General features: G+C 45.4%; 10 protein-coding genes. 7 read left to right on the top strand and 3 right to left on the bottom strand.

The window, feature by feature from the left end:
- Positions 1-23: 23 nt before the first annotated feature.
- The 3 genes from MSHOH_RS15685 (at position 24) to MSHOH_RS15695 (ending at position 3,340) form a co-directional block, all read left to right on the top strand.
- A complete protein-coding gene (locus MSHOH_RS15685; RefSeq protein ID WP_048143553.1) occupies positions 24-1,187 on the top strand; it encodes an ABC transporter permease in 1,164 nt (387 codons plus the stop codon).
- Positions 1,188-1,264: 77 nt separating this feature from the next.
- Positions 1,265-2,206, top strand: coding sequence for a DUF3344 domain-containing protein (locus MSHOH_RS15690; RefSeq protein WP_048141028.1), 942 nt, complete (start codon positions 1,265-1,267; stop codon positions 2,204-2,206).
- A 42-nt stretch (positions 2,207-2,248) separates the two neighbouring features.
- Entirely contained in the window at positions 2,249-3,340 is a 1,092-nt protein-coding gene (locus MSHOH_RS15695; protein ID WP_048141030.1) for a hypothetical protein, read from the top strand.
- A 42-nt stretch (positions 3,341-3,382) separates the two neighbouring features.
- Here MSHOH_RS15695 and MSHOH_RS15700 read toward each other — a convergent pair whose 3' ends face one another.
- Positions 3,383-5,218 carry an ABC transporter ATP-binding protein gene (locus MSHOH_RS15700; RefSeq protein WP_239451010.1) on the bottom strand — a complete coding sequence of 612 codons (1,836 nt, stop codon included), beginning with the start codon at positions 5,216-5,218 and terminating at the stop codon, positions 3,383-3,385.
- Positions 5,219-5,326: 108 nt separating this feature from the next.
- On the opposite strand from MSHOH_RS15700, the gene MSHOH_RS15705 reads away from it, so the two are divergent.
- Entirely contained in the window at positions 5,327-6,190 is an 864-nt protein-coding gene (locus tag MSHOH_RS15705; protein ID WP_048141032.1) for an energy-coupling factor transporter transmembrane component T family protein, read from the top strand.
- 80 nt (positions 6,191-6,270) lie between these two features.
- Here MSHOH_RS15705 and MSHOH_RS15710 read toward each other — a convergent pair whose 3' ends face one another.
- Positions 6,271-7,539, bottom strand: a complete 1,269-nt coding sequence (locus MSHOH_RS15710) for a DUF3344 domain-containing protein (protein WP_048141034.1) — start codon at positions 7,537-7,539, stop codon at positions 6,271-6,273.
- A 589-nt stretch (positions 7,540-8,128) separates the two neighbouring features.
- Between MSHOH_RS15710 and MSHOH_RS15715 the strand changes: the two genes are divergently transcribed.
- Genes MSHOH_RS15715 through MSHOH_RS15725 form a run of 3 tightly spaced genes read left to right on the top strand, consistent with a single transcriptional unit; the run spans position 8,129 to position 11,546 of the window.
- A complete protein-coding gene (locus MSHOH_RS15715; RefSeq protein WP_239451011.1) occupies positions 8,129-9,874 on the top strand; it encodes a CARDB domain-containing protein in 1,746 nt (581 codons plus the stop codon).
- Positions 9,843-10,829 (top strand): DUF3344 domain-containing protein, encoded by a 987-nt coding sequence (locus tag MSHOH_RS15720; RefSeq protein WP_239451012.1) that lies wholly within the window; start codon positions 9,843-9,845, stop codon positions 10,827-10,829. Before MSHOH_RS15715 ends, MSHOH_RS15720 begins: the two co-directional genes overlap by 32 nt.
- A 33-nt stretch (positions 10,830-10,862) precedes the next feature.
- A complete protein-coding gene (locus MSHOH_RS15725) occupies positions 10,863-11,546 on the top strand; it encodes an ABC transporter ATP-binding protein (RefSeq protein WP_048141041.1) in 684 nt (227 codons plus the stop codon).
- Positions 11,547-11,677: 131 nt separating this feature from the next.
- On the opposite strand, the gene MSHOH_RS15730 is transcribed toward MSHOH_RS15725, so the two are convergent.
- Entirely contained in the window at positions 11,678-12,181 is a 504-nt protein-coding gene (locus MSHOH_RS15730) for an amino acid-binding protein (RefSeq protein WP_048141043.1), read from the bottom strand.
- Between the last annotated feature and the right edge of the window lie 466 nt (positions 12,182-12,647).

Below are 12,647 nucleotides of genomic sequence, written 5' to 3' on the forward strand. Positions count from 1 at the left end.
ACGGTTTGATTGAAGAGTTCGCAATGGCAATACGACAGTTCCGCCTTAAAAAGTTCAGAACACTGCTCATTCTCCTCGGAATCGCTGTAGGAGTGGCAACAGTAGTAGCTGTTGTCTCGTTAGGAGAGGGGCTCCGCATCAATGCAATAGAAGAGATCCAGAAGTCACGGGACCTGACTCTGATTGAGGTCTCCCCAGGTTTCAGGGAAAACGGACTTGTCCTTATAAGCGACTCAAAAATAGAAGAAATAAAGGAATACGGAGAAATTGTCTGTCCTTACGTAAAAGACGCCTATGTAAGTCCTTCAGGGACCTATTTTGAAATATTCGGGGCTCAGGAGGGTTACAGGACTGCAAATGAGCTTGAGCTTGCCGAAGGGAGCTGGTATGATAGCGGGGAGAACCAGATTATTCTTGGAAGTGACCTGTGGGAAAAACTGGAAAAAATAGACGGAGCCAGGATAGGAACCCCGATAACAGCCAGATTACGCCTTTACGGAGAAGATGGAAAGCCTCTTGATAAGGAAATAAGTTTTATTCCTGTGGGTTATCTGAAACCTTCAGGAAATGAAATCGATTCCAGGGCCTTCATGAGGCTTGAATATGCAAAAGGACTCAGCAAAAAAGAGTATTATGACGGGGCTCTGATCAAAGTGGAAAGTTCTTCCCTGGTTCACGAAACAAGGGAGAAAATAGACAAACTGGGACTTTCCTCTTCAAGTGCACAGGATGAAATTGACTCGGTTAACCGGATAATGAACGGGGTGACTCTTGTCCTTGCTTTTTTCTCAAGCATTTCCCTGCTTGTAGGCGGACTGATGGTGGTTAACACAATGGTAGTCTCGGTCTATGAGAGAACCCGGGAAATCGGGATTTCAAAGGCAATAGGGGCTTCAGAATCTGATATCCTGCGGATGTTTTTAGCTGAATGCCTGTTTATAGGAGCACTGGGAGGAGTTTTAGGGGACTTTCTTGGAGTTCTCTTTTCAACTTTCATAGATAAGATAGGAAGAGCTCTCTTGATGTCAAGGCTTGATGTAGGGAATATAGAGCATTTGACAGCCTTAAACTTCGAAATTCTTGGAGCCGGAATTCTTATCTCCTTACTTGTGTCCGTAGTTTCAGGGCTTTATCCTGCCTGGAGGGCTTCAAAACTGGACCCTGTAAGTGCTTTGAGGCAACTTTAAAGTAGATAGGCAACTGCAGAAGCAGTTGCCGCAGGAAGGAATTGTCGCAGGGAGATAATTTCAGGAGATGAACTGCCTTGGATACCGGGAAAAAGATCTTAACAGCAGGGCTTCTTGGAGTAGGACTGCTGCTCTTTCTTTCCTTCTTTTCGGGAAATGGGGGCTGGCAGGGAGACGGCATTCCTCCCTATACGATAGCAGAAGGAGTTGTGAGGGGGGAGGTATACGTTGATGGGGGGCACGGGTATACCGGAGAAAACCCTTACATCCAGTATTTCGAACTACCTCCTGGAGAGGAGCTGAGATATTCTCGGCTTTATGTGCCTGTCTGGAACTATGACAGCGGGGACAGTATTCACTTAATGGTCAACGGGCATGAACATTCGACGAAAGAGGAGCCAGATTACGTTTCTGCCTGGGGAACTGCCCTCTACTGCTTTAATGCCAGTACTTTTCTTCATGCAGGGTTAAATGAAGTCTCGGTCCTATCTGAAAACCCGGGAGGAGGCCCCTATGGCATCACTCTTGCTGCTGTTTCAGAAAACAGCTCCACGCCTCCGATGAGGTTCTGGATCAACGAGGGAAACTATGCCCTTACATATACGAACAAAAAAGACAGGGTGACAAGCACTTTTAAAGGCACGTCCCCAGGGAAAAACTCAAGTCTCCACGTTCTGCTTGTGGCGGGCACCGAGGGAGAAAAGGATGAACTATATTTTGATTCTGAAAAGATCGGAAGCGATGTGGGGAGGTCTTCTCTGGGCAAATACTTTGACCTCTACTCGATTTCGGTCTATCCAAAAGATACGGAAAGCATTCTCTGCTTCGAGCGGGGTGAGGAAGGGTATCTCCACCCCTGCGTTGCAGTCCTTATTTCCGAATCAGAGTCAGACAGCGAGTTTCTCAAAATCCATGAACAAAAAACCTCAAAAGGAGGACAGGTCCCTTTTCCAGTAATTATAGTCTGTCTTCTGGCCTTTCTGGCGGTGTTTCTAAGGTTCAGGAGGAAAAGAGTTTGATGAGATGATTTGAAGAAAAGATAGATGAAAATGAGGTAAAAAATGAAATATGGATTTATTCTTTCAGTAGCGCTTGTGTTCATCCTTACAGCTTCCTGCGTTCCCGGAATTTTTGCAACAGGGACGGTTTCGAATTCATCTACCTCCTCCCTCAGGTGCAGCATGGAAATTCCCCTTGACAAAAACCAGGCCCCTTATGTCCTTGTAGCAGGAAGTTCCTGGGAGAGGGCACGGGTAAGCCTTGAGAATCCGGGATCTGAGCCCCTGTACAACATAACCGTACTTATCGAAATCCCGGAAGACCTGGAAACCGGTGTCTCTCCCCAGCCGTATCCCATATCAAAAGAAGGACAGAAAATTAAGGCTGAAATCAGGGATCTGGCTCCCGGACAGAGTGCAGACCTCATTTTTGACGTGAAGCCTCCGATCTCTATCGAATTCAAAAAACAGGTCGTTTTCACGATCCATATGGACTACCCTGGTGGGGAACAGCAAAGCGAACAGAAGGTAAGCCTCATACCCCCGCCTTCCTGGCTGACTTATTTTACGATCCTGGCAAGCCTCCTGCTTTTTATCGGGATTCTGGCCGCGGTAAAACATTTTGGAGTCCTTGACCTCTTTTCGACTGTTGATCTGATAACCATAGCATTACTCGCCGCTGTTATTGCAGTGGTGTTCAGGTACCTGAGTAAGCTAATCAACCTGGGCTGGTTTGACGGGCTGGTCATTTCAATTCCCACGGTCGTCCTGATGGTGGTAGCCCTGCAGCTGGTCCGAAAACCAGGGACTGCAACTCTACTCTTCACCTGTGTCCTGCTCATCAGCATGGTTGTCTGGGGTTCCCATATTATGTGGCTGGGCTTTTACCTTGCCGAAGGAGTAATTGTTGACCTCCTCGTTATTCTGTTCGGGATGGACTATGCGGACAGACGCTTGACAGCGATAACCTACGGCATATCAAGAGGAGTGGTTTCAACCCTTGTATTTTACCTGCTCTACGCACCTGTTGAATGGAAAATTTCCTATGCACCCTGGTATATAGGACTCCAGCTCGCACTCGCATGTGCAGGGGGACTTATAGGAGGAGCGCTTGGGTACGATACAGCAGTAAAAATGAGTGGGGCAAGACTTTAAAAAGATTCATCCAAATTTTTCTTTTTCCGTTCCGTAGCTGCCTTATTTGATTCCAGATATCTTCTTAATCTGTTTTCCGAGATCTGCAAACTCAGGACAGAGGGTCCTGATAAAGCTTTTCAATTCGGAAACGGTGAGCATGGGAGGGACTTCAATTCCCTGTTTTCTTAGATCCAGGGCAAGCCTTGCAGGAAGAGGAGGAATAAGCCCGGCTGCACCAAGCTCTTCAGGGCTCAAGAATACATCTGCTGTCGGACCGTCAAGCAAGATTTTTCCCTGTTTTATCACTACAATCCTTTCCGCGTATTCCGCTGCAAGCTCCATATCGTGAGTTATTAGAACCACTGTTTTACCGAGCCTGTTAAGCTCCCGGATCTTACCCAGAAACTTGCGGATATGTCCCCTGTCCTGCCCTGTGGTAGGCTCGTCCAGAACAAGCAGGTCCGGCTCAAGAGCAAGAATAGAAGCTACTGCCAGCCGCTGGCGCTGTCCTCTTGAGAGGGCATGAGGGTGCCTGTTTCTGTAAGCTGAAAGTTCCATTATTTCCAGGGTGGAATCTGCCAGCCTTTTTATTTCTTCTTCGGGAATTCCAAGATTCTTGAGCCCGAAACGGACCTCTTCAAATACGCTGTCCGTGAAAATCTGAGAGTCCGGGTTCTGGAAAAGGTAGCCTACTTTTTTAGAAAGCTGAGCTGTAGAGTACCTGCTTATGTCTTTTCCATTGAGAAGGACTCTTCCAGAGGCAGGTCTATAAAATCCCATAAGGTGGCCTGCAAGGGTTGTCTTTCCAGCTCCATTGTGACCTAGCAGGGCAAGGAACTCTCCATGTTTGATTTCAAGGTTAAGGTTTTTAAAAATTTCCGAACCATCCTCATGCCTGTAGCAGAGGTTCTCGATCCGGACGTGAGGAAAGCTTTCCAGGGATTGCAGCATAGAAATGGAAATTTCGGATTCGTTTTCCTCCCGGTTCTCAGGCTCACTTTTATCTGCAGGTGCCTGTAGAAGTTCAGACAGGCGTTTCAGGAGAGTTTCATAGGTAGGGACATTTGAAAACTCAGAAGCCAGACCCAGGAAGCTGGTAATCTCGGTAAGCTGAGGAGGATGAATACCGAGACTTCGGAGTTTTTCTTCTTCACGACACAGGATTTCAAAAGGTTTTCCATCAAGAATGATTCTGCCTTCGTCCATAACAAGTATACGGTCTGCCATTTCAAAAACGGCATCCAGTTTGTGTTCTATCAGGACAAGGGTAGTCTGTTTTTCCGCATTCAGCCGCCTGAGCAGTTCAAGCACTTCCAGGGTGCCCTCAGGGTCGAGGTCTGAGGTAGGCTCGTCAAGGACAAGGATCTCAGGCTGCATCGCCAGATTTCCCCCTATTGCAGTCCTCTGTTTTTCCCCTCCTGAGAGAGTGAAGATAAAATGGTCTCTCAGCTTTGCCAGCCCGACTGAGTTGAGAGTTTTTTCTACGCGAGTCATGACCTCCTGCCGGGGTAAGCCGAGGTTTTCAGGCCCGAAGGCAAGATCTTCGGCCACTGTCAGTGCGAACAGCTGGGTTTCGGGGTTCTGGAACACCATCCCAACTTCAAGGGCCAACCTGTGGACTTTTTCGTGTTCGAGATCTTTGCCCCGGAGCAGGACGCGGCCTGACAGGCTGCCTCCTGAAATTTCGGGCACCAGTCTATTAAAGCAGCGTACAAGAGTGCTTTTCCCACAGCCGCTTGGACCCACTAGGAGCACGAATTCCCCTTTTTTAAGCTCAAGGTTTATGTCCGAAAGGGCCGATAAATCCGAATAGGGGTAGTTGTATGTGAGTTTTTCAAGCCTGATATGCGGAGCTGTGGCATCTGTGCCTGTTCCGGAGTCCATATTAGAGTCCATATTATCCAGTATTTCTTATACCTGCAAGGTTAAAATCCTTATGAAAAGTAAGAAATAGTTGGACTATTATTTTCTTTTGTGTGAAAAAATCTGAGGAGGATCTCTTGTTTGAAATGGCTTTTTCGCTATGAACAAAAAAACAGCCTGTTTCACAGGCTGGACCCGAGGGTAAAACTACTCTGGCTTTTCGGAATTTCGGTACTGAGCGTAGTGCTCGGAACTCCTTATTTGCTGGTAGCCCTGTTCGCCTCAACCCTGCCATTCTGGCTTATCCTGAAACCCTCAAAAAACAGGATAAAAGCAATGATCCTCGTTTTCGGAAGTATCGGGCTGGGCTTTATCCTTTCACAGGCCCTTTTCTATTACTGGGCAAAAGACCCGCTGTTAACTCTCATCCCTCCTTCCTTTCCCCTGCTGGGCTCTCTTACAGGAGGAGTCTATTTCTATGCAGATGGGGCCGTTTACGGGCTATACCAGTCCTTCCGTTTTATGACATCGCTGAGCGCTGCAATGCTGGTGCTTGCCACAACCCACCCTTCCAGACTTATCTCTGGGCTTGTCAGCTTCTTTGAAATAAAAATAAGAGGAAAAAATTACAGGATAGGCCTCCCCTATGAAATTGCATTCATGCTTTCTTCTGCAGTCAGTTTTGCCCCTACGATGCTTGAAGAAAGCGGAGTAATTCTCAATGCTATGCAGGCAAGAGGACTGGAGTTAAAAGGCGGGGTCCGCACTAAAGCAAAAGCCCTGAAATACATTCTTGTCCCTCTCGTGGTCAATATACTCCGAGCAGGGCGAAAACTCGCCATATCTGCAGACACAAGGGGCTTTCGGGCAAATAGGCACAGGACCTCCTTAAACGAACTTAGCCTGAAAAGCAACGACTACCTTTTTCTGGCATACACAATATTTTTTACGGCAGGCGGGCTCTATCTGAGCTACTCGGGGTTTGGAGGTACAGTCCCGGTTTAATAAATGGTTTGATAAGGTGTTTAATAAGGAACACCCTCCCGAAAAAAAGAATTATGGAAAGAAGGCAAAAAAGGAACCTTTTATTCTCGGGCTTCCTGCTTCCGGTACCCTGCAATCAGCTTTCCTCCTGTTAAAAAGACAAGGGTAGAAATGAATTCGAAGCCAGGAGCTTTTTCCGTTTCTTTTTCGGAAGTTTCTGCCTGAGTTCGTGTTTCTGAGGCTTCTGGAGTCGGATCTGTTTCTTCCGGATTCTCCGATGTCTCTCCTGTAGAGGCCTGCGTTACTCCTGCCAGGGAGTCTCTTTCAATCACAAGGAAAGTTCCTGAAGGTACCACATAATCCCCTATAGCCTGGAAAAGAATGGAATTTTCTCCGGATTTCAGGTAGTCTTTGATTTCTCTTACATCAATATCTAGATCAGGGTAAGGTTTGCCATTGCAGATTCCCGGAAACTTTTCCTCGTTGACCAGAAGAGTGTTATCCTCCCAGTTCCCGGACTGAGTGATAGTCCAGAGAGTTGCGCTACGGAAAGGGAGCTGCAGGGTGGGCTTGAGCATTTCACATATCGTCTGGTCTGGAGTAGTATAGTAAAGCGGATTATCATTTTCGTCCACCTGGGAATTGAGCATGTCAGCTCCTTCACTGACCCAGTATTCTATATATTTCCCATTCGGATCCGTATATACGATAAGTAAACCTGCACCGTCGAAACAGACATAGGAAGCCCCAGAGCCTGTGTTTTCGAGATCTGTGACGAAAGTGCCCGAACCAGAAATGCGGTCACTCACATCGTAAGCCCAGGTGCCTGTGGGATAATCATAAATGCCCCAACCTTTCCTGTCAGTGTATTCCCGTTCAGGTGTAAGCTCTTCCCCATTAAAGCTCAGTTTCATCTCAGGGTACCTGCCCTGGATTCCTTCGGCACTCCAGGTCCAGTAGGCATAAAGCCTTGCAAATTTCACAGTTGCTCCCTCAGGCAGGTTGACATTGAGGTTCACGGAATAGATGTCTCCGGGGTAGACTTTTCCGCTGTAATAGCTATTGCCTACAGTATAATAGAGATCTCCCTGAACCGTATCATGGATATACAGTTCTAGAGGCTTGTCTGCTACATACCCGTTGTTCTCAGGAGACTGGGCCAGGGCAGGGGAAGCCAGCAGACAGCACAGCCCTGCTATCAGCCAAAATAAACCTGCCGCCAGATAGGGTATATTCCCTACCCTTCGGAATCCTTTATTCTCTTTTTTGTGCCTGTTTTTTGCTTCATTTTCCGGATTTATTTTCAGATAGTTTTTAATCCTACAGATCGTCCTTCGATTCTCTTTTTGCTTTATGCTTCCAGCCTGCATATTCCGTCACCCGTCTGCAAAATTTCTCTGAAGATCTTTTCTAACAATATTGATCAGTACTCTAATGATTTTGACTAGCATGTAAATAGCATATTTGATGCATATAAATTCTTTTAAAAAATAAGTATTTATTAACTTATAATCACATTAATTGTTATTATTTTGAAGCATAACTTTCAAATTTCAACTTAACAATCCACAAAAACCTGAACAATCCGTTATACAGAACTCGAGGAAACAATTGACAGCATTCCATATTTTATTTCAATCAAATGTCCCACAAACGTCCGCAGTTTGCCGTAAGATGTGCCAGCTTAGTTATAGGTTTTTCAGCTTGATATGAAATTTCTATTTTTTTTATTATTTAATACAAGAGGAAAAAATAGTAACATTTAATAACTTTTACTTCGCTGTAATTATTTAATGATATGAAGCTCATTTAATGGGTTGTGCTTAAGAGTAAGAAATTTATCAAAATATAAAACTAGGAACAGTCTGAACTTCTCCTGAAGTTTAGTATTTTGATCTGGTAAGAAAGTGAACGGCTATGAAAACAGGTCACGTAAAAATAACCTTACTATTTATCCTCTTGTTCTCATTTTTACTCCTGATCTTTCCTGTCGAGGCCAGATATTCGTATGATGGAATACCCCTTACTCCGGACGCTCAGGGCACATTCAGGGGAGAGATCTATATCGACGGAGGGCATGGGCTTTCTTTTACGCCTTACGCTCAAAAATTTGACGTGCCTGAAGGCGCTCTTCGCTGGGCTCGCCTGTACATAGGAGTCTGGGGAGGCACGGAAAACTATGAAGGCTGGGTCCAGCCTGAGTTTAACGGGCAGAGGCTTGAGAAGTTCCAGCTTGCCGGGGCCAATGACGAAAACGAGGATGTGTACTGTGCAGGCCATGGGGTTTACTGGGTTTCTTATGATGTAAGCAAGCTTACGAAAAACGGGGAAAATAATGTGGAGATCCTTACAAGCAGTGGCGAACCAGGGAACAAGCTGGACGGGAGAGTTTATGGGGCAGTGCTTGCCGCAGCCTGTGAAGACTCAAAAGCTCCTATGGTTTCCTACCAGCTCCTGAGCGGGAACGTAAACCTTCATGGAAAAGGCTGGAGTGGTACTCTGGCAAATGTTAACGATAGAACAGACGTCAATTTCAGCTGCGGACAGGCTTTGAACAGCAAGGATGCCGCCAAACTTTCGGTAGTATACCTTACCGGGACAAGAGGCCTGCCTAATTATCTGGAGTTCAACGGGGAAATGCTTGGAGTTCCACCTGAGTACTTGTCTGAGAGTTACGGCGGAAAAGCAATGGACATTGCCAATGAGGTGTGTTTTGATGCCTGCGGAGGCGAGGGTTTTTCTTCCAGTTACTTTGATATAGAGTATTTTGAAGTACTCGATTATTTGCAGGCCGACAATTCCGTATCTTTTTTGAGAGGGCTTGACCTGGACGGAGACGGGGAAATCGGTATCCAGGAAGGAGAAGACTACCTGCACCCTGTCCTGGCAGCCCTGGTCCTGACATCTAAAAGTACCTCTTCCATACTTCCCGACCTCTACCCTGAGATCACAGTCCAGGAACAGGAGCTGGTCGATGAAATCCCTGCAGAGATTTCCTTTACAATAAACAACCCTGGAGGGATCTGCGAAGAGAACATTACGGTAAGTTTCAGGGTTGATGGGAGCGAGGTTTTAACTTTCCCTGTCAGGATGGAAGCTTCCGGAGTGTACAGGTCCGCATTCTCATGGCCTGCAGTCAAAGGGGAGCATCTGCTTGAACTCTCCGTGGACCCCGAAGACAGGATAAAAGAGTCGGATAAGGAAAACAATGCCTGTACATTAAATGTCAGTGTCAGGTCAAAGCCTGATCTTTCGGTTTCCCTCGGAGAGCCCGTGAAAATTGAAGATCGGGAAGAAACCGTCTCGGCTTCGGTAATCTTTCTCTCTTTCCTTTCCCTTTTTAGAGTACGGAGAAAAAAATCTCTTCCTCTGCTTTTACTTGCGGTACTCATGATAGCAGTTTTTAGCGGCTGTGTTGAGGAAACCCATGCAGCAGAAAAAGCAGCTTACTTAATTCCAGTAAAGATTACAAATAACGGAGAAGCTTCAGCCCGGGACTTTGATGTAAACCTCTATCTTGATAGGAAAAGTGTCACAGTCCTGAATATTCCAGAACTGGCAGGCCAAAATTCAATTGAGGATAATATAAGGGTTGAGGCCCAGAAAGGGGAGCACACTCTCAGCGTGAAGGTAGATGAGCATAATAATACCATTGAGTCAAATGAGGATAACAATGAATTTGAAAAAAGCTGTTATTTTACTTAATCTCCTGCTGCTCATCACTCCTGTCCAGGCTTCATATGCCGGAGATAAACCCCTCCAGACTGTCATTTATGACAAGCACCGTGGGGGTCTTGACTTTTCTCTGGGGGACAGCAGATACAGCGGGGAGCTTGAATACAATGAAAGTTATCGGGTTAACTTTAGTGTCGAACCCCCTGCTGGGAGTTCCATAAAGGTTGCAAAGGCTTACGTTTACTGGGTCTGGAGCAAAAAAGGGCTTGAAGGTATCTATCCGGAATTTAATGTTTCTCTTGTAAATTCCGGCACTGTTGTGCCTCTTCAGGAGGAAAAGATGTATACGGACACCAAGGGCTTTGTCTCCAGGTACGACTTTTTTTCAGGCGCGCATGCTTATGACCTGAGCGGGGAAATTTCCGGACCAGGCAACTATGCTATTTCGCTTGTGAACACTGCCGAAGACGGAAGCACTTTTTGTGTACAGGGCATAGGACTTCTGCTCATTTATGAAGGTTCGGAGTTGCCGGTGATCGAATACTGGGTCAATGAAGGATGCGATATGCTGTATGCCGAATATGGGATTGATCCCGAAATGGCCACAACAACCGCTTACTTTGAGGGAGTTATCGACCCTGAGAATGTTGCAGATGCATACCTGATAACAGTTTCTCCTTCCGGAGGCTACAGTTCAGGTGCAGAAGCCCGGAACAGGCTTTTCTTTAATGAGAAGACCAGTCGTATTCCGGTCATTGGAGACCTCATACAGATCCTCTTCGGAGGGGGAAAAAGCTGGAAGAATATATACCAGACAAATGAAACTGTCCAGGTAGCTCTGGACGAGAGACCTGTTGGAGCTTATCTGGAGTCAGCAGGGAATTTTGCCAGTGTGCAGGATAACGGAGACTACCTTCTGGTAACAAATGCGATACTTCTAATTGAGTTAAAGGAATCCGAAAACTCCGAAAAGGGAGCTAATTGACATTCTTAGAAAGGGTCAGGGAAGGGATCGTAAGTGACTATCATTGAAACCAGAGATCTATCAAAGTATTACATTTTTGGTTCAGGTCTGCGTGTGGACGCTCTTAGAGAAGTGAATTTGAAAATTGAAGAAGGAGAATTTGTTTCGTTCATGGGCCCTTCAGGATCCGGAAAATCCACCCTGCTTAATATTGTCGGATGCCTGGATAAACCCAGTTCTGGAACGGTCTTCATCAAGGGCACCGAAGTTGACTACAGAAATTCTTCCAGTATTGTCAGTCTGCACAGGCAGACAATAGGCTTTGTTTTTCAAGCTTTTAACCTGATTTCTACAATGAGCGCCATGGAGAATGTCTGCTACCCAATGCACTTCAACAGAACTTCCAGTTCCCTGCAGAAACAGAGGGCAACCGAGCTTCTTGACCTTGTCGGGCTCGGAGACCGGCTGAATCACCTGCCCTCAGAATTATCCGGAGGGGAACAGCAAAGAGTTGCCATAGCAAGGGCACTTGCGAACAGTCCCAGGCTTATTCTGGCAGACGAGCCGACAGGAAACCTTGACTCAGATACCGGAAAAAAGATCGCTGACCTTATGAGAAAAATTAACCGGGAGCAAGGGGTAAGTTTTGTTATTACTACCCATGACCCTGAAATGGCCAGGACTGCGGATCGAGTGGTAAAGCTAAAGGATGGAAAAATCGCTCCAGAGGCTTTTTAAGCCTATGCTTTTTACCTTTAGAGCCAGTACTCATTAAAAGCTGTGATCCATCCAGGCTTTTATCAAAGTGCAGGATGGATATCATTAAATCCTGGCTTTTTGATTAACTCCTGTTGTGCAAAAACGAATTATCAGTAAATGCTTACTCCTTTTACTGAAGGCAGGTTAAGAATATCATCAACAAGATCTCCGGGAACTTTGTGGTCGGTAATTATGGTGAGCCTGGGGTTGTCCGTAAGGTAAGGGTCGTCTGAGACAGCCTGGCGAATGCTTACATTGTGTCTGGAAATCAGGCCCGCAACTTCAGCAAGGATGCCAACATGTGCGGCGTCTTCAGGAATAATAATGATTACCCCGAGCCCAAGAGCAGGAGCTACATCTCTAAGAAAAGGTATTGAATGGACGTTTTTAAATATGGTGCTAAGGAGCTCGTCGGAGACGATAGTCTTTGTGGTCGCGTCAACAACCCGTCTGTCAACTCCTGCTTCCTTTGCAAGCTGAGTATGTGCAATTTCGATACTTCCGGAAGTTACCTTACCTTCCTCATTCACCTGAAACCCGCGTTCAAAAAGTAATTTAAGAACTTTTGCCTGTGCAGGGTATTTCTCAAACTTGTTAAGTAGTGTCTGCCACATATAAACTAACTTTAAATTGAGTCTCCAAATATAAAGCTTGCTGATTGGATTTGAAAAAGCAAAATTAACAGTAAACTGCACATATTTCCGCGGATACTTCTCCTATTGTCATAGGAATGAAGCAAATTCAAGTAGCTTAAAATTTTGAGTCATCCTTTATTTTTTCAAAATATCAGCTTAAGAAAGTGTAACTAAGAAAGTGTAACAGGAATTTTCCACTTTCCTTCAATTGAAACATCAAATCAATGATTTTGAAAACTCTAATTTTTTAAAAAATGAGTCTTAAGAAATGCCAAATTATCAAAAATAAAATAACATTAATTAGAAAAATTGATATATAGTTAATGCATAAAATATCACAAAATTTCAATTTTGTAGGAAAAAATATCCAGTTGGAATACATGGATGAATACCACAATAAATTACGAAAGCTTCTATCAATATCGCAAAAATCGCCAAAACTATA

This window comes from Methanosarcina horonobensis HB-1 = JCM 15518 (assembly GCF_000970285.1).
GTDB classification, from domain to species: Archaea; Halobacteriota; Methanosarcinia; order Methanosarcinales; family Methanosarcinaceae; genus Methanosarcina; species Methanosarcina horonobensis.